Raw genomic sequence first — 22,692 nt, 5'->3', positions numbered from 1 at the left:
GGGTTTAGATGCCGCGGAGTCTCAAGAAGGGGCCCTTCGTCGACGACCACCTGATCAAGAAGGTGGACGCCCAGAACGAAGCAGGCACCAAGAACGTCATCAAGACCTGGTCCCGCCGCTCGATGATCGTCCCGGCCATGCTCGGCCACACGATCGCGGTGCACAACGGCAAGACCCACATCCCGGTGTTCGTCACCGAGTCGATGGTCGGCCACAAGCTCGGCGAGTTCTCGCCGACGCGCACCTTCCGGGGTCACGTCAAGGACGACCGGAAGTCGAAGCGCCGCTAACAGCGGGGTGAACGACCATGACGAACGTGTCAGACACTGAAGGGACAACCATGGAAGCCAGGGCCCAGGCGCGGTACATCCGCGTCACGCCCATGAAGGCCCGCCGCGTGGTGGACCTGATCCGTGGCATGGACGCCACGGAGGCTCAGGCGGTCCTGCGTTTCGCCCCGCAGGCCGCGAGCGTGCCGGTCGGCAAGGTGCTGGACAGCGCCATCGCCAACGCCGCGCACAACTACGACCACACGGACGCCTCTTCGCTCTTCGTGAGCGAGGCGTTCGTCGACGAGGGCCCGACCCTGAAGCGGTTCCGTCCGCGCGCCCAGGGCCGCGCCTACCGGATCCGCAAGCGGACCAGCCACATCACCGTGGTCGTCAGCAGCAAGGAAGGAACCCGGTAATGGGCCAGAAGGTTAACCCGCATGGGTTCCGGCTCGGCGTCACCACGGACTTCAAGTCCCGCTGGTATGCCGACAAGCTGTACAAGGACTACGTCAAGGAAGACGTCGCCATCCGTCGGATGATGACGTCCGGCATGGAGCGCGCCGGCATCTCCAAGGTGGAGATCGAGCGCACCCGTGACCGCGTCCGCGTGGACATCCACACCGCGCGTCCGGGCATCGTCATCGGCCGCCGCGGCGCCGAGGCCGACCGCATCCGCGGTGACCTGGAGAAGCTGACCGGCAAGCAGGTCCAGCTGAACATCCTCGAGGTCAAGAACCCGGAGACGGACGCTCAGCTCGTGGCCCAGGCCGTCGCCGAGCAGCTGTCCTCCCGCGTCTCCTTCCGCCGTGCCATGCGCAAGAGCATGCAGTCGGCGATGAAGGCCGGCGCCAAGGGCATCAAGATCCAGTGCGGTGGCCGTCTCGGCGGCGCCGAGATGTCCCGCTCGGAGTTCTACCGCGAGGGCCGTGTGCCCCTGCACACGCTCCGCGCCAACGTGGACTACGGCTTCTTCGAGGCCAAGACCACCTTCGGCCGCATCGGCGTCAAGGTGTGGATCTACAAGGGCGACGTCAAGAACATCGCCGAGGTCCGCGCCGAGAACGCCGCCGCCCGTGCCGGCAACCGTCCGGCCCGTGGTGGCGCCGACCGTCCCGCCGGCCGTGGTGGCCGCGGTGGCGAGCGCGGTGGCCGCGGCCGTCGGCCGCAGCAGCAGTCCGCCGGCGCCGAGGCCCCCAAGGCCGAGGCTCCCGCCGAGACCGCCGCTCCGGCCGCTGAGTCCGCGTCGACTACTAGTGGCGGAACGGAGAGCTGACCCATGCTGATCCCCCGTAGGGTCAAGCACCGCAAGCAGCACCACCCCAAGCGGCGTGGTCAGGCCAAGGGCGGCACGACCGTCGCGTTCGGCGAGTACGGCATCCAGGCCCTCACGCCGGCGTACGTGACGAACCGTCAGATCGAGGCCGCTCGTATCGCGATGACCCGTCACATCAAGCGTGGCGGCAAGGTCTGGATCAACATCTACCCGGACCGTCCGCTCACGAAGAAGCCCGCCGAGACCCGCATGGGTTCCGGTAAGGGTTCGCCGGAGTGGTGGGTCGCGAACGTCCACCCGGGCCGGGTGATGTTCGAGCTGTCCTACCCGAACGAGAAGATTGCGCGTGAGGCGCTTACCCGCGCTGCTCACAAGCTTCCGATGAAGTGCCGCATTGTCCGGCGCGAGGCAGGTGAAGCGTGATGTCGGCCGGTACCAAGGCGTCCGAGCTGCGCGAGCTGGGCAACGAGGAGCTCCTCAACAAGCTCCGCGAGGCCAAGGAAGAGCTGTTCAACCTCCGCTTCCAGGCGGCGACGGGCCAGCTTGAGAACCACGGTCGGCTCAAGGCCGTCCGCAAGGACATCGCCCGGATCTACACCCTCATGCGTGAGCGTGAGCTCGGCATCGAGACGGTGGAGAACGCCTGATGAGCGAGAAGAACGTGACTGAAGAGACCGCCGCCCGCGGCTTCCGCAAGACCCGCGAGGGTCTTGTCGTCAGCGACAAGATGGACAAGACCGTCGTCGTCGCCGTCGAGGACCGCGTCAAGCACGCCCTGTACGGCAAGGTCATCCGCCGTACCAACAAGCTCAAGGCGCACGACGAGCAGAACGCCGCGGGCGTCGGCGACCGCGTCCTCCTGATGGAGACCCGGCCGCTGTCCGCGACGAAGCGCTGGCGCATCGTCGAGATCCTCGAGAAGGCCAAGTAATCAGCTCGAAGGGGTAACCCTTCGAGTCCCGTTCCGCCAGGCTCCGGGGGCCGCCGCAAGCGGCCCCCGGGGAACCGGCAGACAAACAGGAGATAGACGTGATCCAGCAGGAGTCGCGACTGCGCGTCGCCGACAACACGGGCGCGAAGGAGATCCTTTGCATCCGTGTTCTCGGTGGCTCCGGTCGTCGCTACGCGGGCATCGGTGACGTCATCGTCGCCACCGTCAAGGACGCGATCCCCGGTGGCAACGTGAAGAAGGGTGACGTCGTCAAGGCCGTCATCGTTCGCACCGTCAAGGAGCGCCGCCGTCCCGACGGCTCGTACATCCGCTTCGACGAGAACGCCGCCGTCATTCTGAAGAACGACGGCGACCCCCGCGGCACCCGTATCTTCGGCCCGGTCGGCCGTGAGCTGCGCGAGAAGAAGTTCATGAAGATCATCTCGCTCGCGCCGGAGGTGCTGTAAGCATGAAGATCAAGAAGGGCGACCTGGTACAGGTCATCACCGGCAAGGACAAGGGCAAGCAGGGCAAGGTCATCGCGGCCTTCCCCCGTGAGGACCGCGTCCTGGTCGAGGGTGTCAACCGGGTCAAGAAGCACACCAAGGCCGGTCCGACGGCGCGCGGCTCGCAGGCCGGCGGCATCGTGACCACCGAGGCGCCGATCCACGTGAGCAACGTCCAGCTCGTCGTGGAGAAGGACGGCAAGAAGGTCGTCACCCGCGTCGGTTACCGCTTCGACGACGAGGGCAACAAGATCCGCGTTGCCAAGCGGACGGGTGAGGACATCTGATGACGACCACCATTCCGCGCCTCAAGACGAAGTACCGCGAGGAGATCATCGGCAAGCTGCGTGAGGAGTTCTCGCACGAGAACATCATGCAGGTGCCGGGCCTCGTCAAGATCGTGGTCAACATGGGTGTGGGCGACGCCGCCCGCGACTCCAAGCTGATCGAGGGCGCCATCAAGGACCTCACCACGATCACGGGTCAGAAGCCCGCCGTCACCAAGGCCCGCAAGTCCATCGCGCAGTTCAAGCTGCGCGAGGGCCAGCCGATCGGCGCCCACGTCACCCTCCGCGGTGACCGCATGTGGGAGTTCCTGGACCGCACCCTGTCGCTCGCGCTGCCGCGCATCCGCGACTTCCGCGGCCTGTCGCCCAAGCAGTTCGACGGCCGTGGCAACTACACCTTCGGTCTCACGGAGCAGGTCATGTTCCACGAGATCGACCAGGACAAGATCGACCGCGTCCGGGGTATGGACATCACCGTGGTGACCACGGCGACCAACGACGCTGAGGGCCGTGCGCTCCTTCGTCACCTCGGCTTCCCCTTCAAGGAGGCGTGAGCGAGATGGCGAAGAAGGCTCTGATTGCCAAGGCCGCCCGCAAGCCCAAGTTCGGTGTGCGCGCGTACACCCGCTGCCAGCGCTGCGGCCGTCCGCACTCCGTCTACCGCAAGTTCGGCCTGTGCCGCGTGTGCCTCCGTGAGATGGCTCACCGCGGCGAGCTGCCGGGCGTGACCAAGAGCAGCTGGTAGTTCCCCCTTTCGGGAACCACCGGACGCTCTCGGTAGGCATCGGTTCGGTAGGGGCCCGACCCTCCATGGCTTAGGCTGGGAGGGTTGGGCGTCTGCCGCCCGTCAAGCACGCGGGCCCTCGCGGCCCGCTGACAACGCTTACTACGCCGTAGGTCCCCGCGCCGCACCCGTCCCGCCCCTGTGTGGGGAGAGGGATGGCGCATACAGGAAACCCCGGCGAGAGAGGCCGAAGGCCAATTCATGACCATGACTGATCCGATCGCAGACATGCTGACGCGTCTGCGGAACGCGAACTCGGCGTACCACGACTCCGTGGGCATGCCGCACAGCAAGATCAAGTCGCACATCGCGGAGATCCTCCAGCAGGAGGGCTTCATCACGGGCTGGAAGGTCGAGGACGCCGAGGTCGGCAAGAACCTCGTCCTGGAGCTGAAGTTCGGCCCCAACCGTGAGCGCTCCATCGCGGGCATCAAGCGGATCTCCAAGCCCGGTCTCCGGGTGTACGCGAAGTCCACCAACCTGCCGAAGGTGCTCGGCGGCCTGGGCGTGGCCATCATCTCCACGTCGCACGGGCTCCTCACCGACAAGCAGGCCGGCAAGAAGGGCGTGGGTGGGGAAGTCCTCGCCTACGTCTGGTAGCGGAAGGGAACGGAGGAAACAGCTATGTCGCGCATTGGCAAGCTCCCCATCACGGTTCCCGCCGGCGTGGACGTCACCATCGACGGCCGTACGGTCCAGGTGAAGGGCCCCAAGGGCTCCCTGACCCACACGATCGTGGCCCCGATCGCGATCGAGAAGGGCGAGAACGGCACCCTCCAGGTGACCCGCCCCAACGACGAGCGGCAGAACAAGGCCCTGCACGGCCTGTCCCGCACGCTGGTGGCGAACATGATCACCGGCGTGACCGAGGGTTACGTGAAGAAGCTCGAGATCAGCGGTGTCGGCTACCGCGTCCAGGCGAAGGGCTCCAACCTGGAGTTCGCGCTGGGCTACAGCCACCCGATCACGGTCGAGGCGCCCGAGGGCATCGCCTTCAAGGTGGAGTCCCCGACCCGTCTCTCGGTCGAGGGCATCGACAAGCAGAAGGTCGGCGAGGTCGCGGCCAACATCCGCAAGCTTCGCAAGCCCGACCCGTACAAGGCCAAGGGCGTCAAGTACGAGGGCGAAGTCATCCGCCGCAAGGTCGGAAAGGCGGGTAAGTAAGCCATGGCATACGGCACGAAGATCGCCAAGGGCGACGCGTACAAGCGCGCCGCCATCAAGCGCCGCCACATCCGGATCCGCAAGAAGGTCTCCGGTACGGCCGAGCGTCCCCGTCTGGTCGTGACGCGTTCGAACCGTCACATCGTTGCCCAGGTCATCGACGACCTCAAGGGTCACACCCTTGCGTCCGCGTCGACCCTGGACACCAGCATCCGCGGTGGCGAGGGCGACAAGTCGGCGCAGGCCAAGCAGGTCGGCGCCCTGGTCGCCGAGCGTGCGAAGGCCGCCGGTGTCGAGACCGTCGTGTTCGACCGCGGTGGCAACCAGTACGCCGGGCGCATCGCCGCCCTGGCCGACGCCGCCCGCGAGGCCGGGCTCAAGTTCTAAGCCGGCTCGTAGCTAGCGGAAACAGAGAGAGGTAATTCCCATGGCTGGACCCCAGCGCCGCGGTGGCGGTGCCGGTGGCGGCGAGCGGCGGGACCGGAAGGGCCGTGACGGCGGCGCAGCTGCCGCCGAGAAGACCGCGTACGTTGAGCGCGTCGTCGCGATCAACCGCGTCGCCAAGGTTGTGAAGGGTGGTCGTCGCTTCAGCTTCACCGCGTTGGTCGTGGTGGGCGACGGTGACGGCACCGTGGGTGTCGGATACGGCAAGGCCAAGGAGGTGCCGGCCGCCATCGCCAAGGGCGTTGAGGAGGCCAAGAAGCACTTCTTCAAGGTCCCCCGCATCCAGGGCACCATCCCCCACCCGATCCAGGGCGAGAAGGCTGCGGGCGTCGTCCTGCTCAAGCCGGCTTCCCCCGGTACGGGTGTGATCGCCGGTGGTCCGGTGCGCGCCGTCCTGGAGTGCGCCGGCGTCCACGACATCCTGTCGAAGTCGCTCGGCTCCGACAACGCGATCAACATCGTGCACGCGACCGTGGCGGCCCTGAAGGGCCTCCAGCGTCCCGAGGAGATCGCGGCCCGCCGCGGTCTGCCCCTTGAGGACGTGGCCCCCGCGGCCCTGCTCCGTGCGCGTGCCGGGGCGGGTGCGTAATGGCTCGCCTCAAGATCACGCAGACGAAGTCGTACATCGGCAGCAAGCAGAACCACCGTGACACCCTGCGTTCGCTCGGGCTCAAGCGCCTGAACGACGTGGTCGTCAAGGAGGACCGTCCCGAGTTCCGCGGCATGGTGCACACCGTCCGCCACCTCGTGACGGTCGAGGAGGTCGACTAATCATGGCGGAGCAGAACCCGCTGCGGGTGCACAACCTCCGTCCCGCCCCCGGTGCCAAGACCGCGAAGACCCGTGTCGGTCGTGGTGAGGCGTCGAAGGGTAAGACGGCCGGTCGTGGCACCAAGGGCACCAAGGCCCGTTACCAGGTTCCGGAGCGCTTCGAGGGTGGGCAGATGCCCCTCCACATGCGTCTCCCGAAGCTCAAGGGCTTCAAGAACCCCTTCCGGACCGAGTACCAGGTCGTGAACCTGGACAAGCTCGCCGCCCTCTACCCCGAGGGTGGGGAGGTCACCGTTGCCGACCTGGTCGCCAAGGGTGCCGTCCGCAAGAACAGCCTCGTCAAGGTCCTCGGACAGGGTGAGGTCTCCGTGGCGCTGACGGTGACGGTCGATGCCGTCTCCGGCTCCGCCAAGGAGAAGATCACCGCTGCCGGCGGTACCGTCACCGAGCTCGTCTGAGTCACGGTGAACTGAGCGATCCCACCGGGGATACCCCACAAAAGGGGTATCCCCGGTTGGTCGTTCCACGGGGCATACGCGCGCCGGTAAGGTGGCGAGCGTTGTTGTCTAGCTGTAACTCCACTCCTTTGTCGAAACCTCAAGACCGTCACCTCTGACGCACGTGCGCGGGGGTCGCAGGAGGCACCGTGCTCAGCGCGTTCTCCCGGGCGTTCAAGACGCCCGACCTGCGCAAGAAGCTGCTGTTCACTCTCGGCATCATCGTGATCTACCGGATCGGCACGCATGTGCCGATTCCCGGCGTCAACTACGAGAATGTCCAGTTCTGTGTGGACCAGGCGAAGTCGAGCCAGGGTCTGTTCGGTCTGGTCAACATGCTCAGTGGTGGGGCGTTGCTCCAGATCACGGTCTTCGCGCTCGGCATCATGCCGTACATCACGGCGAGCATCATTCTCCAGTTGCTGACGGTGGTCATCCCCCGGCTGGAAGCCCTCAAGAAGGAGGGCCAGTCCGGCACCGCGAAGATCACCCAGTACACCCGGTACCTGACCATGGCGCTGGCCATCCTCCAGGGCACCGCCCTGGCCGCCACCGCCCGCACCGGCACCCTGTTCCAGGGCTGCTCGCGCGCCGGCGAGATCGTGCCGGACCAGTCGATCTTCGCCACCATCACGATGGTCATCGTGATGACGACCGGTGCGGCCGTCGTGATGTGGCTCGGCGAGCTGATCACCGACCGCGGCATCGGCAACGGAATGTCGATCCTGATGTTCATCTCGATCGCCGCGACCTTCCCCGCCTCGCTCTGGGCGATCAAGGAAGAGGGCAAGCTGGCCGACGGCTGGATCGAATTCGGCATCGTCATCCTGGTCGGCCTGGTGATGGTCGCCCTCGTGGTCTTCGTCGAGCAGGCCCAGCGCCGCATTCCGGTCCAGTACGCGAAGCGGATGATCGGTCGCCGTTCCTACGGCGGCACCTCCACCTACATTCCGCTGAAGGTCAACCAGGCGGGTGTGATCCCGGTCATCTTCGCCTCTTCACTGCTGTACATCCCGGCACTCGTGGCACAGTTCGCGGGCGGCACTTCCGGCTGGAAGACCTGGATCGAGCGCAACCTGACGGACATGGACTCGCCGTTCTACATCAGCACGTACTTCCTGCTGATCGTCTTCTTCGCGTTCTTCTACGTGGCGATCTCGTTTAACCCCGAGGAAGTCGCGGACAACATGAAGAAGTATGGTGGGTTCATCCCGGGCATCCGGGCTGGCCGACCGACGGCTGAGTACCTGAGTTACGTACTCAACCGGATCACCTGGCCGGGTTCGCTGTATCTGGGGCTGATCGCTCTGGTGCCAACAATGGCGTTGGCGGGTTTCGGAGCCAACCAGAACTTCCCGTTCGGTGGCACCAGCATCCTCATCATCGTCGGCGTTGGTCTGGAGACGGTGAAGCAGATCGAGAGCCAGCTCCAGCAGCGCAATTACGAAGGGTTCCTCCGCTGATGCGAATCGTCCTCGTCGGGCCGCCCGGTGCGGGCAAGGGTACGCAGGCCGCGTTCCTCGCCAAGAACCTGTCGATCCCGCACATCTCCACGGGCGACCTCTTCCGTGCCAACATCAGTCAGGGCACGGAGCTCGGCAAGCAGGCCAAGGCGTACATGGACGCCGGGAACCTGGTGCCGGACGAGGTCACCATCGGGATGGCCAAGGACCGCATGGAACAGCCGGACGCCGAGGGCGGGTTCCTGCTCGACGGGTTCCCCCGCAACGTCTCGCAGGCCGAGTCGCTGGACGAGACGCTCGCCGCCGAGTCCATGAAGCTGGACGCGGTGCTCGACCTCGAGGTCCCCGAGGACGAGGTGGTCAAGCGGATCGCCGGCCGGCGCATCTGCCGCAAGGACTCCAGCCACGTGTTCCACGTGGTGTACAAGCAGCCCGCGGTGGAAGGCGTCTGCGACGTCTGCGGCGGGGAGCTGTACCAGCGCGAGGACGACAGCGAGACCACCGTGCGCAAGCGGCTGGAGGTCTACCACACGCAGACCGAGCCGATCATCGACTACTACCGGGAGCAGGGGCTGGTCGTGACCATCTCCGCGCTCGGCAAGGTCGACGAGGTGACCGCGCGGGCGATGGCCGCGCTGAAGCGCGACGCGTAGCACCCGGCCTCACCGCCACACCCACTCCGTCCGGGCCCCGGCCCGGGACCGGGGCCCCGTGCCCCGCTCCCGGCCCGGGGCCCGTTCGCTTCCCCAGGGGCCGGGCCCGGGCGCCCGGGGGCGGTGGGGGCGCGGGGAACGGGGCGAGCGGCCCCCGCCCAGGGAATATCGTGGGGGTGGACCGTCAACCGTTGCAGAAAGGCCCCTGCCGTCATGGTGCAGATCAAGACCCCCGACCAGATCGCCAAGATGAGGGCGGCGGGGCTGGTCGTGGCCGCGGTGCACGCGGCCACGCGTGAGGCCGCGGTGCCCGGGGCGACGACCAGGGACCTGGACCAGGTCGCCCGGAAGGTCCTCGCCGAGCACGGGGCGACGTCGAACTTCCTGGGGTACGGGGGCTTCCCCGCGACCATCTGCACCTCGGTGAACGAGGTGGTGGTGCACGGCATCCCCAGCGACGAGGTGGTCCTCAAGGACGGGGACGTGATCTCGGTGGACGCGGGCGCGGTGGTGGACGGCTGGCACGGTGACGCCGCGTTCACCGCGTTCGTGGGCTCGGGGCACGCGCCGGAGCTGGTGGAGCTGTCCCGGGTGACCGAGGAGTCGATGTGGGCGGGCATCGCAGCGATGAAGGCGGGGAACCGGCTGGTGGACGTCTCCCGGGCGATCGAGACCTACATCCGCAGGCAGCCGAAGGTCGGCGGCGGTAAGTACGGGATCGTCCAGGACTACGGCGGGCACGGCATCGGCACCGAGATGCACATGGAGCCGCACCTGCTGAACTACGTGGAGCGGCGTCGGGGCAAGGGGCCGAAGCTGGTGCCCGGGTTCTGTCTGGCGATCGAGCCGATGGTGTCGCTGGGCACCCCGAAGACGGCGGTGCTGGAGGACGACTGGACCGTGGTCAGCACGGACGGCAGCTGGTCCTCGCACTGGGAGCACTCGGTGGCGCTGACGGAGGAGGGCCCGCTGGTGCTCACCGCCCCGGACTGCGGTCGGGCGCGGCTCGCCGAGTACGGGGTCACGGCCGCCCCGGACCCGCTGGGCTGAGCCCCGGACCCCGCTGACGTGCGGGTCCGTCGTGGCGGCGGGGGCGTGTCGGGCCGCTTAAGGATCTCGCGGATGGGGCATCATTCCTCGATTCGTGTTTCCTGGTGCGCTGACGTAGACTGACTCGTCGGCTCTCGTGTACCCGTGTGTCCTCATGTGGACGCGCGGGGTTGAGCGTGGGCCGGCCAAGGTAGTCGATTCGAAGGGCGAAGCGTGGCCAAGAAGCAAGGTGCCATCGAGATCGAGGGCACTGTCGTCGAGTCTCTTCCGAACGCCATGTTCAAGGTCGAGCTCCAGAACGGCCACCAGGTCCTGGCACACATCAGCGGCAAGATGCGCATGCACTACATCCGCATCCTCCCTGACGACCGGGTCGTGGTGGAGCTGTCTCCGTACGACCTGACGCGTGGCCGGATCGTCTACCGCTACAAGTAGATCTTGCCCGCACCCCGGGGTCGGACCGTACGGTCCGCGTCCGGGGTCGATGGCACTGACCCGGAGAACCTCACAACCATGAAGGTCAAGCCGAGCGTCAAGAAGATCTGCGACAAGTGCAGGGTGATCCGCCGTCACGGTCGGGTCATGGTCATCTGCGACAACCCGCGCCACAAGCAGCGCCAGGGCTGACGCACGACCGCACCTTCTGCACCCGCAGATCTCGCGCGACGCAGCACGACGTGTACATACGCAGGACCCGGGCCGGCAACGGTCCGACACCCCCGGTCGGAGGCCGGGGACCCGCTCCGTACCACCCGCGAGGGTCGGCGGAGGGGAATCGTCCTGCGGAAGACCTCCGAAGAATCAAACTGGAGCCATTGAATGGCACGCGTTTCCGGTGTTGACATCCCGCGCGAAAAGCGCGTGGAGGTCGCCCTCACCTACGTGTTCGGCATCGGCCGGACCCTTTCCCAGCAGACGCTGGCCGAGACCGGTGTGAACCCGAACACCCGCGTTCGCGACCTCTCCGAGGAGGAGCTGGTCAAGATCCGCGAGTACGTGGACAACAACCTCAAGACCGAGGGTGACCTCCGTCGCGAGATCCAGGCGGACATCCGCCGCAAGGTCGAGATCGGCTGCTACCAGGGTCTGCGCCACCGCCGCGGCCTGCCCGTCCACGGACAGCGCACCAGCACCAACGCCCGCACCCGCAAGGGCCCGCGTCGCGCCATCGCCGGTAAGAAGAAGCCGGGCAAGAAGTAGTCCGCAGCGGACGCTAGTCAGCGGTCTTCGCTGTAGGACCGACCACCTCCCGTAGGAGAAGCAGATGCCCCCCAAGGGTCGTCAGGGTGCCGCCAAGAAGGTGCGCCGCAAGGAAAAGAAGAACGTCGCTCACGGCCACGCGCACATCAAGAGCACGTTCAACAACACGATCGTCTCGATCACGGACCCCACGGGCAACGTGATCTCCTGGGCCTCCGCCGGCCACGTCGGCTTCAAGGGCTCCCGCAAGTCGACCCCGTTCGCCGCGCAGATGGCCGCCGAGTCGGCCGCGCGCCGCGCGCAGGAGCACGGCATGCGCAAGGTCGACGTCTTCGTCAAGGGTCCCGGCTCCGGCCGTGAGACCGCGATCCGTTCGCTCCAGGCCACCGGCCTGGAGGTCGGCTCGATCCAGGACGTCACCCCCACCCCGCACAACGGCTGCCGCCCGCCCAAGCGGAGGCGTGTCTGACCCCAGGTGCGTCACGCACCCGTGGTCGATGCGGTGTCTCGGGCGACATGCTCCCCTTCTCGGGGCATGTCGCCCGTACCCTTGTTCCACGCACCACCCGTCGGACGTCAAATAGCGGGCGTCCACGACCGAAGGATCTGATCCACACATGCTGATCGCTCAGCGTCCCTCGTTGACCGAAGAGGTCGTCGACGAGTTCCGTTCCCGGTTCGTGATCGAGCCGCTGGAGCCGGGCTTCGGCTACACCCTCGGCAACTCCCTGCGCCGTACGCTCCTCTCCTCGATCCCGGGTGCGGCGGTCACGTCGATCCGCGTCGACGGCGTCCTGCACGAGTTCACCACCGTGCCGGGCGTCAAGGAGGACGTCACCGACCAGATCCTCAACATCAAGCAGCTGGTCGTCTCCTCGGAGCACGACGAGCCGGTCGTGATGTACCTGCGCAAGCAGGGCCCCGGCCTGGTCACCGCCGCCGACATCGCGCCGCCGGCCGGTGTCGAGGTGCACAACCCCGACCTGGTCCTCGCCACCCTCAACGGCAAGGGCAAGCTGGAGATGGAGCTGACCGTCGAGCGCGGTCGCGGCTACGTCTCCGCCGTGCAGAACAAGCAGGTCGGCCAGGAGATCGGCCGCATCCCGGTCGACTCGATCTACTCGCCGGTCCTCAAGGTCACCTACAAGGTCGAGGCGACCCGAGTCGAGCAGCGCACCGACTTCGACAAGCTGATCGTCGACGTCGAGACCAAGCAGGCCATGCGCCCGCGCGACGCCATGGCCTCCGCCGGCAAGACCCTGGTCGAGCTCTTCGGTCTGGCCCGCGAGCTGAACATCGACGCCGAGGGCATCGACATGGGCCCGTCCCCCACGGACGCCGCCCTCGCCGCCGACCTGGCGCTGCCGATCGAGGAGCTGGAACTCACCGTCCGCTCCTACAACTGCCTCAAGCGCGAGGGCATCCACTCCGTGGGCGAGCTCGTCGCCCGCTCGGAGGCGGACCTCCTGGACATCCGCAACTTCGGTGCGAAGTCCATCGACGAGGTCAAGGCGAAGCTGGCCGGCATGGGCCTGGCCCTCAAGGACAGCCCGCCCGGATTCGACCCGACCGCCGCCGCCGACGCCTTCGGCGCCGACGACGACGCGGACGCCGGTTTCGTCGAGACCGAGCAGTACTAGTCGCCGCCCGGTGGGGCGCCGGTCCGTCCGGTGCCCCACCGGTGGGCGACCCCTGACCTTCCGCGGGGCGTCCGCCCCGCGGGAACTGTCACCGGTACCTGACACGGCCGGTGCAGCACACAAGGAGAAACACCATGCCGAAGCCCGCCAAGGGTGCCCGTCTGGGCGGCAGCGCCGCGCACGAGAAGCTGCTGCTGGCGAACCTCGCCAAGTCGCTCTTCGAGCACGGCCGCATCACCACCACCGAGGCCAAGGCCCGCCGTCTGCGGCCCTACGCCGAGCGTCTGGTCACCAAGGCGAAGAAGGGCGACCTTCACAACCGCCGTCAGGTGCTCCAGGTCATCACCGACAAGAGCGTCGTGCACACGCTCTTCACGGAGATCGGCCCGCGCTACGAGAACCGCCCGGGTGGCTACACCCGCATCACCAAGATCGGCAACCGTCGCGGCGACAACGCGCCCATGGCGGTCATCGAGCTGGTCGAGGCCCTGACCGTGGCCCAGCAGGCCACCGGTGAGGCCGAGGCGGCCACCAAGCGCGCCGTCAAGGAAGACGCCCTCAAGAAGGAGGCCGCCGAGGCCCCCGTCGCCGAGGTCGCCGAGGACGCCAAGCCCGCCGAGGGCGAGTCCAAGGACGCCTGACGCCTTCGCGCCGTGCAGAAGCGGGTCCGTCCCTCCGGGGGCGGGCCCGCTTCCGTCTGCCGGGGCGGGACCGCGGGTCGTCGTTGGTTGGGAGGATGGAACTGTGAGTGACGAGGTGGAGCCCGGGCACGTCCGGGTGCGGCTGGACCTGTCGTACGACGGGACGGAGTTCTCCGGCTGGGCCAAGCAGGCCCGGGGGCAGCGCACCGTGCAGGCCGTGGTGGAGGACGCGCTGCGGACCGTGACCCGGTCCGGCGGGGCGTCCTACGAGCTGACCGTGGCCGGACGCACCGACGCCGGGGTGCACGCCCGCGGCCAGGTGGCGCACGTGGACCTGCCGGCCGGGGTGTGGGAGGAGCACCGGGAGAAGCTGTTGAAGCGGCTCGCGGGACGGCTCCCCAGGGACGTGCGGGTGTGGCGGGCCGAGGAGGCGCCGGCCGGGTTCAACGCCCGGTTCTCGGCGATCTGGCGCCGTTACGCGTACCGGGTCACCGACCACCCGGGCGGGGTCGACCCGCTGCTGCGCGGGCACGTGCTGTGGCACGACTGGCCGCTGGACGTCGAGGCCATGAACGAGGCCGCGCGCGGGCTGGTCGGGGAGCACGACTTCGCCGCGTACTGCAAGAAGCGGGAGGGCGCCACCACCATCCGCACCCTCCAGGAGCTGTGGCTGGAGCGCGGGGGCGACGGCGTCGTCACCGCCACGGTCCGGGCCGACGCGTTCTGCCACAACATGGTGCGCTCGCTGATCGGGGCGCTGCTGTTCGTCGGCGACGGGCACCGCGGCCCCGAGTGGCCCGCGAAGGTGCTGGCCGCCGGGGTGCGCGACTCCGCGGTGCACGTGGTGCGTCCGCACGGGCTGACCCTGGAGGAGGTCGCCTACCCCGCGGACGAACTGCTGGCCGCGCGGGGCCGTGAGGCCCGCAACCGGCGGACCCTGCCCGGCGCCGCCGGCGCGGGGTGCTGCTGACCGGGCGCCGGCGCCCGGCTCACAGGGGCTGCTCGGCGGCGGCCGCCGCCTGCGCCTCGCCGCGCCGGATGATCTGGCGGAAGGCGAACTCGGCGAGGTCGTCGCCGGTGCGGTAGACCGGACGGTCCTGGGGGGTGACGTTCTTGCCGCTGGTGTGGCCGGCGACGGTGAAGTAGGCGTAGCGGCCGTAGGAGTTCGCGGTGGTGCGGCAGATCGTGGTGTTGCAGAAGCCGGACACGCCCGCGCCGCTGAGGGAGAGCAGGTTGCCCTGGTCCGTCTGGTCCTTGGCCCGGGTCGCCTGCGCCTCGGTGTCGAACAGGGCCACGCCGACGGTGACCGCGATGCCGTCCTTGCCGTAGGTGGCGCGCATCAGCCGGGTGCAGCCGTTGCGGGTGAGGACCTCGCCGAGGTCCCCCCGGGTCACCCCGGCGCACGCGGTGGTGGAGCCGGTGGCGCCCCGGCGGTACACGGTGCCGCCGAGGGTCACCTCGGGGCCGGGGAAGAGGCTCTCGGCGCTGATCGGGGCCTTGTCCTTGGCCGCGCTGGAGACGAAGTCCTTCGGGTTCGGCGGGGGCGGCGGCGTGGTCGCCGCGAAGGAGGGGGCCGGCCCGCCGGACTCGCTGGCGTATCCGGAGGGGGCCGTGGCGCCGGGGGCGGCGGCCGGGGAGTCCTCGCCGGTGGTGACGATCGCCACGGCGACCGCGGCGCCCACCGCGAGGGTGGCCAGGGCGGCGCCGAGGACCACCAGCAACCGCTTGCGGCGGTTGTCGGTGGCGGAGGCGTCCGCCATGGCGGCCCAGTCCGGGGTGCCCGGTGCGTTCGCCAACCCCTGGTGCTGCCCGTGCTGCCCGTGCTGCCCGTGCTGGCCCTGGTGCGCGCCGTCCCACGGACCCTGCGGTCCCCCGGGGCCGTGCGCGGGTCCCCCCTGCCCGAAGCTCATGGGCGGCAGTGTACTGAGGGGGCCGCCGGGGTGACTCCCCGTACCGGGGGAGCGCGGGCGACGGGGGTTCCCGCGCGGTGTCGGGGACTCGTTTTGACCCGTCCGGGCGGTGCTGGGTATCCTGCTGGTTCGTTGTGTGTATTGGCTTGCTCATTCTCACGTGAGGGGCCCTTACACCGGTCCACCGGGCCGATGACCAGCGGCAAGCACTCGGTTTGCGTCACTGATGTGCGGCTAGGGCTGTCGTGATCGTCTTGGGTGGCCCTGTCAGGACCCATTCACTGAAGAAGCGAAGGCTACGAACCGTGCGTACGTACAGCCCCAAGCCCGGCGATGTCACCCGCCAGTGGCACGTCATCGATGCCCGGGACGTCGTCCTGGGCCGTCTGGCGTCGACCGCCGCCACCCTTCTGCGGGGCAAGCACAAGCCGATCTACGCCCCCCACGTTGACACCGGTGACTTCGTCATCATCATCAACGCGGACAAGGTGCACCTGTCCGGCAACAAGAAGACCCAGAAGATGGCGTACCGCCACTCCGGTTACCCGGGTGGTCTGCGCTCCGTCCGTTACGACGAGCTGCTCGCCAAGAACCCCGAGAAGGCCGTCGAGAAGGCCGTCAAGGGCATGCTGCCCAAGAACACCCTCGGCCGTCAGATGCTCTCGAAGCTGAAGGTCTACTCGGGCGACCAGCACCCGCACGCTGCGCAGCAGCCGGTGCCGTTCGAGTTCACCCAGGTCGCGCAGTAAGTCCGGCCACACCCCCTAAGACCGAAAAGAATCTGAGGAGAATCGTGGCCGAGACCACCGTTGAGCAGCCTCTGGACGACGCAGAGGCCGTCGACATCGAGCAGTACACCACCGAGACGGAGCTCCCCCTGGAGGGCGAGTACACGTCCGAGAGCCTGGCGTCGCACTTCGGCGACCCGCAGCCCGCCGCGGGCCTGGGCCGTCGCAAGAACGCCATCGCCCGCGTCCGGATCGTTCCGGGCACCGGCAAGTGGAAGATCAACGGTCGCACCCTTGAGGACTACTTCCCGAACAAGGTGCACCAGCAGGAAGTCAACGAGCCGTTCAAGGTGCTGGAGCTGGACGGTCGCTACGACGTCGTCGCCCGCATCGCCGGTGGCGGTGTCTCCGGTCAGGCCGGCGCCCTGCGCCTCGGCGTGGCCCGCGCCCTGAACGAGGCCGACGTGGACAACAACCGCGGCGCGCTGAAGAAGGCCGGCTTCCTCCGCCGCGACGACCGTGCGGTCGAGCGCAAGAAGGCCGGTCTGAAGAAGGCCCGCAAGGCTCCGCAGTACAGCAAGCGCTAGTCCCCCGCGGACCAGCCCGCTCGCACCACCCGTTCGCCCCGGCGGCACGCCCCTGTGCAGCCGGGGCGTTCGTGTGAGGGCGGTGCGGGGCGTATACAGGTGTCGAGAACACCGGGCCGATAACCGTACCGGCGGCCGGGTGTGTTCGGATGTGCGTACGCGCTCGCCCGGTCCGTCCGGCGGCGGTGACGGGGTGCGCGTGGTCATGGGGTGCGGAGCGCTGGGGCTCCGCACCCGTTTCACAGCTTCGGGGTGCCTCGTGATGGGGTGCGCGAATGTTCGGAGGACACCAGTGGGACGACTCTTCGGCACGGACGGCGTGCGCGGTGTCGCCAACGCGGATCTGACGGCCGAGCTGGCGCTCGGCCTCTCCGTCGCGGCGGCGCACGTGCTCGGCGAAGCGGGCAGTTTCGAGGGCCATCGCCCGGTCGCGGTGGTCGGCCGGGACCCGCGGGCGTCCGGGGAGTTCCTGGAGGCCGCGGTGGTCGCGGGCCTCGCCAGCGCCGGCGTCGACGTGCTGCGGGTCGGGGTGCTGCCCACGCCGGCCGTGGCGTACCTGACGGGCGCGCTCGGCGCGGACCTCGGCGTGATGCTCTCCGCCAGCCACAACGCCATGCCGGACAACGGCATCAAGTTCTTCGCCCGCGGCGGGCACAAGCTCGCCGACGAGCTGGAGGACCGCATCGAGGCCCAGTACGCGGCCGGTGCCGACTGGCAGCGGCCCACCGGGGCCGGCGTCGGCCGGGTCCGGGACTACGACGAGGGCTTCGACCAGTACGTGGCCCATCTGATCGGGGTGCTGCCCAACCGGCTGGACGGGCTGAAGGTCGTCCTGGACGAGGCGCACGGCGCCGCCGCCCGGGTCTCCCCGGAGGCGTTCGCCCGGGCCGGTGCCGAGGTCGTCACCATCGGCGCCGAACCCGACGGGCTCAACATCAACGACGGCTGCGGCTCCACCCACCTGGAGCAGCTGAAGGCCGCCGTGGTCCAGCACGGCGCGCACCTCGGCATCGCCCACGACGGCGACGCCGACCGCTGCCTGGCCGTCGACCACACGGGCGCCGAGGTGGACGGGGACCAGATCCTCGCCGTCCTCGCGCTGGCGCTGCGGGAGCGGGGGGCGCTGCGCTCCGACACCGTCGTCGCCACCGTGATGTCCAACCTGGGCTTCAAACTGGCCATGGAGCGCGAGGGCCTGGCGCTCGTGCAGACCGGGGTGGGCGACCGCTACGTCCTGGAGGCGATGAAGGAGCACGGCTACGCGCTCGGCGGCGAACAGTCCGGGCACGTGATCATCCTCGACCACGCCACCACCGGGGACGGCACCCTGACCGGGCTGATGCTCGCCGCCCGGGTCGCCGACACCGGCCGCAGCCTCGCCGAACTGACCTCCGTGATGGAGCGGTTGCCGCAGGTCCTGGTCAACGTGCCGGACGTGGACAAGTCCCGGGTCGCGACCTCCGCCGAGCTGGCCGCCGCGGTCGTCGAGGCCGAGCGGGAGCTGGGCGAGACGGGCCGGGTGCTGCTGCGTTCCTCGGGCACCGAGCCGCTGGTGCGGGTGATGGTCGAGGCCGCCGACATCGACCAGGCCCGCTCGGTGGCCGGCCGGCTCGCGGACGCCGTCAAGTCCTCCTTGGGGTGAATCTCAGCCGCCGGAGCGACGACTTCCGGCGGCTTTTCCCCGCCCCCGCCGCTTTGCGGTCCCCGCTGTCAACCCCGCCCCCTCCGTTCCCTTCTTTCCCTGCGAAGAGCGAGAAGGGAACGAGGAGGCACGGGTGAACACGCGGAGTTGGAGAACCACGGCGATCGCCACCGGCGTCGTCGGGGCACTGTTGGGAGCGATACCGGTGCAGGCGACGGCCGCCCCCGGCCCGGCGCCCCGGGTCGATCTGCGGGCGGACGTCGACCGGGACGGCCGGGTGGACGTGCGGGGCACGTCCGACGTGGCGGGCGAGGACACCTGGACCCGCGGGCGCGGCGCGGTGGTCCTGCCGAACGTCGACGACGACGGCCGCCGCTGCACGATGACCGACGCCCGGGGCCGGCCGCTCTCCGACGCGTTGCTGGCCCGCTGTCACGACGCCGCGGACAATGTGCTGAACGGTGCCCGCGACGCCGAGGACCTGGCCCGGCTGCGGTCGGTGCCGCTGCCCTCGCTCGCCGACGGGGCCCACGGCACGGCCCGGGTGCAGGGCGACGCCGCGAAGGCCCGGATCTTCGTGAAGCGGGCCGGCGGTTGGAAGCACCTGAAGCCCACCACCCGGCTCACCGCCGCCGAGCTGCGCCGCGGGGTGGAGCTCGGCGTCGAGGCCACCGACGTGGTGCGCGACGCGGCCCGTTGGGACGGCACGGTCCGGGTCCGGCTGACCGTCACCGAGGGCACCGCCACCACCCGGGACGACGTCACCCTGCGCACCGCGCCGGTGCTGACCCACCACCACCTCCAGCGGGCCAAGGAGGTGCTGGTCAGCAAGGTGTCCCGGGACCCGGACTACCCGGAGTGGTCCGAGGACCAGCACCGCTTCGTCCGGGGCCTGGAGCGCGAGGTCAAGGCGGCCGGGATCACCAAGCCGGTGCGCAAGTTGGCCACCAACGACGTGTGGGCGCAGGACTTCGTGGAGCCCGGCTACGTCAGCATGACCGGCGCGGACGGCCGGCCGCACGCCCTGCGGGTCATGATCCGCTCGGCCCAGGACCGCCCGGGCGGACGGCAGTTGTACGCGAAGCTGCGCGGCCCGGACATCGGCGTGGTCCAGTTGGCGGGGCCCCACCCGTCCGACGAGTCGCAGACCCTCAACTCCATGGGGAACCTGGAGACCGTTCCCCCCTACGCGCACGGCGGGAAGTCGTACCCGGCCGGGCGGATCATCATGGGGGAGCGCCTCGGGGAGGGCATCCGCCCCGCGAAGTCGATGTCCACCTTCCTGGCCTCGCAGGGGGCGCAGTCGCCGCTGCTGCTGGACACCTCCTGGCTGGAGGTGGGCCACGTCGACGAGTTCGTCCAGTTCCTGCCCGCGGACACCCCGCGCGGCTGGCGCCTGGGACTCGCCGACCCGTCCGCCGGCCTCCAGCTGTTGAAGGACGCGCAGGCCGCGGGGAACGGCGGCAAGCGGATGTTCTCGGCGCCCGACAAGTTCGGCGTCACGGTGCCGCGCACCACGATCGCCCAGAAGCTGGCCGACCCGACGTTCCTCGCCGACAACCAGCGGGCCGCCGACAAGATCGAGGCCAATCTGCGCGTCCTCCAGCGCGAGACGGGCCTCACCGACGCCGAGGTCGTGCGGGTGCCGGCGCTGTTCGCCCAGTACGAGATGCCGACCGGCCTCGCCCGGTCCGGGCGACTCGGCCGGCTGAACGCCGACGCCTGGTCCACGGTGCGGCCCGGGCTCGCCGACGCCGCCGAGCGCTCGGCGGCACCCGCCCCGACCGCGCCGCGCACCATCGCCTACGTGCCGGGCGCCGTCAACGGGATCGTGCTCAGCGACTCGCGGTACCTGGCGCCCAAGCAGTGGGGCCCGGTGATCGGCGGCAAGGACGTCTTCGGCGAGGCGGTGCGGAAGGCGTACGCCCGCGCCGGGTTCACCACCGCCTACCTGGACGACTACTACTCGTACCACCTCGGCGGCGGTGAGGTGCACTGCGGGACGAACGTCCTGCGGGACACCTCCCGTCCGTGGTGGCGCTCGTAGCCGGTAGCGGTACCGGAGCGCGCGGGGTCCCGACCGGGGCCCCGCGCACCCGTCAGCGGGCGGCCTTCGGCGCGGGCCCGCGGCGGCGGCCCCAGAACCACTTCTGGGCGATCAGGGTGAGCGTCCCGGCGAGGACGATCCCGCCGAGGTTGGCGAGGAGTTGCAGGGTCGACCCGGTGGTCTGGGCGTAGTCGCGGTAGCTGAAGGCGACGGCCGCGTTGGCGGCGGCGGGCACCGTGGTGACGGAGATGGCCACCCCGATCAGCGCCCCCGACTTGGCCGAGGTCAGCGAGAGGGTGCCGGCGACCCCGGCGAGGAACGCGACCACGAAGGACATCCAGTCGGGCTGCCAGATGAACGCGGTGTTGGGCCGGTCCGCCTCGATCATCTCCGTGGTGAACAGCCCCACCGCGTCCATCAGCCAGGCGAAGCCGGCGGTGGCGGTCATCGCCAGCACGAAGCCGGCGAGCAGCGCCCACAGGGACCGTCCCACCAGCCCGGGCGCCCGGTGCACCAGGGCGGTGGAGATGCCGGCCAGCGGCCCGAACTCGGGCCCCACGGCCATGGCGCCCACGATGAGGATGGCGTTGTCCAGCATCACCCCGCAGGCCGCGAGCATCGTCGCCACTGACAGGAACGCCACGTAGGTGACGGTGAGCGTGGACTCCTCGTGGGTCAGGTCGGTGAGCTGCTCCCACAGCACGGCGTCGGCGCCCTCGCCGGGGGCGTCCTCCTCGGCCCGGTCGGCCCGCTGGGACAGGGACAGGTCGATGTTCTCCACGGCGATCGACCCGCACTCGTCGATCCCGGCCTTGCGCAGCGCCGCGATCAGGTCGTCGCCGGCCTCCCGGGCGACGTCGCACATCACCACGTCGCCCTCGGGGTCGCGGGCCGCGCCGGTCAGCACGGCCAGATGGGTGGTGCCCACCGTGCCCTCGATCAGCCGGACCACCTCGTCGGTGCGGTCCGCCGGGGTGATCAGACGCAGATGCAGCATGCCTCACCCTAACCACGCGTCACACGGGCAACCAGCGCTCCGTCAGAGCTTGCGCAGGCTCAGCCGCTGCACCTTGTGGTCCGGGCCCTTGCGCAGGATCAGGGTGGCCCGCCCCCGGGTGGGCGCCACGTTCTCCACCAGGTTGGGCTTGTTGATGGTCCGCCAGGTGGTGGCCGCGTAGGCGAGGGCCTCCTCCTCGGAGACCTGGGTGTAGCGGCGGAAGTACGAGTTCGGGTCCTGGAAGGCGGTCTCCCGCAGCTTGCGGAAGCGGCTCAGGTACCAGCGTTCGACGTCCTCCACCCGGGCGTCCACGTACACGCTGAAGTCGAAGTAGTCGGCGAGGCCCACCCGGGTGCGCCCGTCCCGGCCGGGCAGCGCCGGCTGGAGGACGTTGAGGCCCTCCACGATCAGGATGTCGGGCCGGCGGACGGTGAGCCGTTCACCGGGCACGATGTCGTAGATCAGGTGGGAGTAGACCGGCGCGCTCACCTCGTCCTTGCCGGCCTTCACGTCGGCGACGAACCGGGTCAGCGCCCGGCGGTCGTAGGACTCGGGGAAGCCCTTGCGGGAGGTCAGCCCGCGGGCCTCCAGTTCACGCATCGGCAACAGGAAGCCGTCGGTGGTGACCAGCTCCACCCGCGGGTGCTCGGGCCAGCGGGCCAGCAGCGCCTTCAGCAGCCGGGCGACCGTGGACTTGCCGACCGCCACCGAACCGGCGATCCCTATCACGAACGGCGTCCCCGACTGGGAGCCCTGTTCCCCGAGGAAGGTGTTGAGCGCGCTCCGCAGCCCGTCGGTGGCGCCCACGTACAGGTTCAGCAGCCGCGACAGCGGAAGGTAGATGTCCCGGACCTCGTCCAGGTCGATGACGTCCCCGAGGCCGCGCAGCTCCTCGACCTCGGCCGCGGAGAGCGGCAGCGGGGTCTTGTCGCGCAGGGCGCTCCACTCGGCCCGGGTGAGGTCGAGGTACGGCGTGGCGTCCGGCCGGGAGCGGGGGGCCGGGTGGGGCGGCAGGGACACCGGGGAGATCACCTGGTCATTGTCGCGGCTGTGCGACCCGGACGGGAGGTGGGGTACGTCACCCGGGGCGCGTCGCCCGGCGCACCGGGCGCGGTGCACCCGGGCGGGCGAGCACGGCCGCCGGCGGGCGGGCCGCCGCGCGTGGGCCGCGCCGCACGGACGGGACCGCGGGGCGCGCGGGGCGC

General features: G+C 69.5%; 33 protein-coding genes. 30 read left to right on the top strand and 3 right to left on the bottom strand.

Annotated elements, in window-relative coordinates; translation table 11 throughout:
- The first annotated feature begins 8 nt into the window (after positions 1-8).
- The 26 genes from rpsS (at position 9) to truA (ending at position 14,546) form a co-directional block, all read left to right on the top strand.
- A complete protein-coding gene (gene rpsS / locus ACSMX9_RS10225; protein ID WP_010036728.1) occupies positions 9-290 on the top strand; it encodes a 30S ribosomal protein S19 in 282 nt (93 codons plus the stop codon).
- Positions 291-340: 50 nt separating this feature from the next.
- Positions 341-688 (top strand): 50S ribosomal protein L22, encoded by a 348-nt coding sequence (gene rplV, locus ACSMX9_RS10220; protein WP_351244511.1) that lies wholly within the window; start codon positions 341-343, stop codon positions 686-688.
- Positions 688-1,545 carry a 30S ribosomal protein S3 gene (gene rpsC / locus ACSMX9_RS10215; protein ID WP_445401776.1) on the top strand — a complete coding sequence of 286 codons (858 nt, stop codon included), beginning with the start codon at positions 688-690 and terminating at the stop codon, positions 1,543-1,545. The genes rplV and rpsC overlap by 1 nt, the downstream gene beginning before the upstream one ends.
- 3 nt (positions 1,546-1,548) lie before the next feature.
- Positions 1,549-1,968, top strand: a complete 420-nt coding sequence (gene rplP, locus ACSMX9_RS10210; protein WP_033319640.1) for a 50S ribosomal protein L16 — start codon at positions 1,549-1,551, stop codon at positions 1,966-1,968.
- Entirely contained in the window at positions 1,968-2,192 is a 225-nt protein-coding gene (gene rpmC, locus ACSMX9_RS10205; RefSeq protein WP_059079052.1) for a 50S ribosomal protein L29, read from the top strand. Before rplP ends, rpmC begins: the two co-directional genes overlap by 1 nt.
- Positions 2,192-2,476: a 30S ribosomal protein S17 gene (rpsQ, locus tag ACSMX9_RS10200; RefSeq protein ID WP_156722919.1), complete on the top strand. Its 285-nt coding sequence runs from the start codon at positions 2,192-2,194 to the stop codon at positions 2,474-2,476. The genes rpmC and rpsQ overlap by 1 nt, the downstream gene beginning before the upstream one ends.
- Positions 2,477-2,574: 98 nt before the next feature.
- Positions 2,575-2,943, top strand: a complete 369-nt coding sequence (gene rplN / locus ACSMX9_RS10195; protein WP_003998823.1) for a 50S ribosomal protein L14 — start codon at positions 2,575-2,577, stop codon at positions 2,941-2,943.
- A gap of 2 nt (positions 2,944-2,945) precedes the next feature.
- Positions 2,946-3,269 carry a 50S ribosomal protein L24 gene (rplX, locus tag ACSMX9_RS10190; protein WP_010036713.1) on the top strand — a complete coding sequence of 108 codons (324 nt, stop codon included), beginning with the start codon at positions 2,946-2,948 and terminating at the stop codon, positions 3,267-3,269.
- The gene (rplE, locus tag ACSMX9_RS10185; protein WP_351244573.1) at positions 3,266-3,823 is read left to right on the top strand and encodes a 50S ribosomal protein L5; all 558 of its coding nucleotides are present in this window, start codon (positions 3,266-3,268) and stop codon (positions 3,821-3,823) included. Before rplX ends, rplE begins: the two co-directional genes overlap by 4 nt.
- A gap of 5 nt (positions 3,824-3,828) precedes the next feature.
- Positions 3,829-4,014: a type Z 30S ribosomal protein S14 gene (locus ACSMX9_RS10180; RefSeq protein WP_003956452.1), complete on the top strand. Its 186-nt coding sequence runs from the start codon at positions 3,829-3,831 to the stop codon at positions 4,012-4,014.
- 240 nt (positions 4,015-4,254) lie between these two features.
- Positions 4,255-4,653 carry a 30S ribosomal protein S8 gene (gene rpsH, locus ACSMX9_RS10175; RefSeq protein WP_043443042.1) on the top strand — a complete coding sequence of 133 codons (399 nt, stop codon included), beginning with the start codon at positions 4,255-4,257 and terminating at the stop codon, positions 4,651-4,653.
- 24 nt (positions 4,654-4,677) lie between these two features.
- Entirely contained in the window at positions 4,678-5,217 is a 540-nt protein-coding gene (gene rplF / locus ACSMX9_RS10170; protein ID WP_351244505.1) for a 50S ribosomal protein L6, read from the top strand.
- Between the two features lie 3 nt (positions 5,218-5,220).
- Positions 5,221-5,604: a 50S ribosomal protein L18 gene (gene rplR / locus ACSMX9_RS10165; RefSeq protein WP_351244503.1), complete on the top strand. Its 384-nt coding sequence runs from the start codon at positions 5,221-5,223 to the stop codon at positions 5,602-5,604.
- Positions 5,605-5,644: 40 nt separating this feature from the next.
- Positions 5,645-6,250 carry a 30S ribosomal protein S5 gene (gene rpsE / locus ACSMX9_RS10160; RefSeq protein WP_016645168.1) on the top strand — a complete coding sequence of 202 codons (606 nt, stop codon included), beginning with the start codon at positions 5,645-5,647 and terminating at the stop codon, positions 6,248-6,250.
- Complete coding sequence (gene rpmD, locus ACSMX9_RS10155) at positions 6,250-6,432, top strand: 50S ribosomal protein L30 (RefSeq protein WP_005313525.1); 183 nt, start codon at positions 6,250-6,252, stop codon at positions 6,430-6,432. Before rpsE ends, rpmD begins: the two co-directional genes overlap by 1 nt.
- 2 nt (positions 6,433-6,434) lie before the next feature.
- The gene (rplO, locus tag ACSMX9_RS10150; RefSeq protein WP_351244500.1) at positions 6,435-6,890 is read left to right on the top strand and encodes a 50S ribosomal protein L15; all 456 of its coding nucleotides are present in this window, start codon (positions 6,435-6,437) and stop codon (positions 6,888-6,890) included.
- A 188-nt stretch (positions 6,891-7,078) separates the two neighbouring features.
- Positions 7,079-8,392, top strand: a complete 1,314-nt coding sequence (gene secY, locus ACSMX9_RS10145) for a preprotein translocase subunit SecY (RefSeq protein ID WP_445401774.1) — start codon at positions 7,079-7,081, stop codon at positions 8,390-8,392.
- Entirely contained in the window at positions 8,392-9,045 is a 654-nt protein-coding gene (locus ACSMX9_RS10140; protein WP_445401772.1) for an adenylate kinase, read from the top strand. The genes secY and ACSMX9_RS10140 overlap by 1 nt, the downstream gene beginning before the upstream one ends.
- Positions 9,046-9,258: 213 nt before the next feature.
- On the top strand, positions 9,259-10,095 hold the full coding sequence (map, locus tag ACSMX9_RS10135) for a type I methionyl aminopeptidase (protein WP_351244494.1): 837 nt from the start codon (positions 9,259-9,261) through the stop codon (positions 10,093-10,095).
- A gap of 213 nt (positions 10,096-10,308) precedes the next feature.
- A complete protein-coding gene (gene infA, locus ACSMX9_RS10130; RefSeq protein WP_003948620.1) occupies positions 10,309-10,530 on the top strand; it encodes a translation initiation factor IF-1 in 222 nt (73 codons plus the stop codon).
- Positions 10,531-10,608: 78 nt separating this feature from the next.
- The gene (gene rpmJ, locus ACSMX9_RS10125; RefSeq protein WP_003974245.1) at positions 10,609-10,722 is read left to right on the top strand and encodes a 50S ribosomal protein L36; all 114 of its coding nucleotides are present in this window, start codon (positions 10,609-10,611) and stop codon (positions 10,720-10,722) included.
- 192 nt (positions 10,723-10,914) lie between these two features.
- Complete coding sequence (gene rpsM / locus ACSMX9_RS10120; protein WP_351244492.1) at positions 10,915-11,295, top strand: 30S ribosomal protein S13; 381 nt, start codon at positions 10,915-10,917, stop codon at positions 11,293-11,295.
- 64 nt (positions 11,296-11,359) lie between these two features.
- On the top strand, positions 11,360-11,764 hold the full coding sequence (gene rpsK, locus ACSMX9_RS10115; protein WP_003948617.1) for a 30S ribosomal protein S11: 405 nt from the start codon (positions 11,360-11,362) through the stop codon (positions 11,762-11,764).
- Positions 11,765-11,912: 148 nt separating this feature from the next.
- The gene (locus ACSMX9_RS10110) at positions 11,913-12,935 is read left to right on the top strand and encodes a DNA-directed RNA polymerase subunit alpha (RefSeq protein WP_073792859.1); all 1,023 of its coding nucleotides are present in this window, start codon (positions 11,913-11,915) and stop codon (positions 12,933-12,935) included.
- Positions 12,936-13,069: 134 nt separating this feature from the next.
- Positions 13,070-13,576 (top strand): 50S ribosomal protein L17, encoded by a 507-nt coding sequence (gene rplQ / locus ACSMX9_RS10105; protein WP_445401770.1) that lies wholly within the window; start codon positions 13,070-13,072, stop codon positions 13,574-13,576.
- Positions 13,577-13,679: 103 nt separating this feature from the next.
- Positions 13,680-14,546 carry a tRNA pseudouridine(38-40) synthase TruA gene (gene truA, locus ACSMX9_RS10100; protein ID WP_445401768.1) on the top strand — a complete coding sequence of 289 codons (867 nt, stop codon included), beginning with the start codon at positions 13,680-13,682 and terminating at the stop codon, positions 14,544-14,546.
- 19 nt (positions 14,547-14,565) lie between these two features.
- Here truA and ACSMX9_RS10095 read toward each other — a convergent pair whose 3' ends face one another.
- Positions 14,566-15,486 (bottom strand): hypothetical protein, encoded by a 921-nt coding sequence (locus ACSMX9_RS10095; RefSeq protein ID WP_445401766.1) that lies wholly within the window; start codon positions 15,484-15,486, stop codon positions 14,566-14,568.
- Positions 15,487-15,791: 305 nt separating this feature from the next.
- Between ACSMX9_RS10095 and rplM the strand changes: the two genes are divergently transcribed.
- From rplM to ACSMX9_RS10075, 4 genes are all read left to right on the top strand, one after another.
- Positions 15,792-16,235 (top strand): 50S ribosomal protein L13, encoded by a 444-nt coding sequence (gene rplM, locus ACSMX9_RS10090; RefSeq protein WP_351244484.1) that lies wholly within the window; start codon positions 15,792-15,794, stop codon positions 16,233-16,235.
- A 44-nt stretch (positions 16,236-16,279) separates the two neighbouring features.
- Positions 16,280-16,801, top strand: a complete 522-nt coding sequence (gene rpsI / locus ACSMX9_RS10085) for a 30S ribosomal protein S9 (RefSeq protein ID WP_351244482.1) — start codon at positions 16,280-16,282, stop codon at positions 16,799-16,801.
- Positions 16,802-17,093: 292 nt separating this feature from the next.
- Entirely contained in the window at positions 17,094-18,443 is a 1,350-nt protein-coding gene (gene glmM, locus ACSMX9_RS10080; protein WP_445401764.1) for a phosphoglucosamine mutase, read from the top strand.
- Between the two features lie 133 nt (positions 18,444-18,576).
- A complete protein-coding gene (locus ACSMX9_RS10075) occupies positions 18,577-20,490 on the top strand; it encodes a protein-arginine deiminase domain-containing protein (RefSeq protein ID WP_445401762.1) in 1,914 nt (637 codons plus the stop codon).
- 52 nt (positions 20,491-20,542) lie between these two features.
- Here ACSMX9_RS10075 and ACSMX9_RS10070 read toward each other — a convergent pair whose 3' ends face one another.
- Positions 20,543-21,487, bottom strand: coding sequence for a DUF389 domain-containing protein (locus tag ACSMX9_RS10070; protein ID WP_445401760.1), 945 nt, complete (start codon positions 21,485-21,487; stop codon positions 20,543-20,545).
- A gap of 42 nt (positions 21,488-21,529) precedes the next feature.
- Entirely contained in the window at positions 21,530-22,519 is a 990-nt protein-coding gene (gene coaA / locus ACSMX9_RS10065) for a type I pantothenate kinase (protein WP_351244474.1), read from the bottom strand.
- Positions 22,520-22,692: the final 173 nt, after the last annotated feature.

It is taken from the genome of Streptomyces sp. LE64, assembly GCF_052606915.1.
The sequence above is the reverse complement of the archived record's forward strand: the minus strand, read 5'-3'. Positions and strand labels throughout refer to the sequence as shown.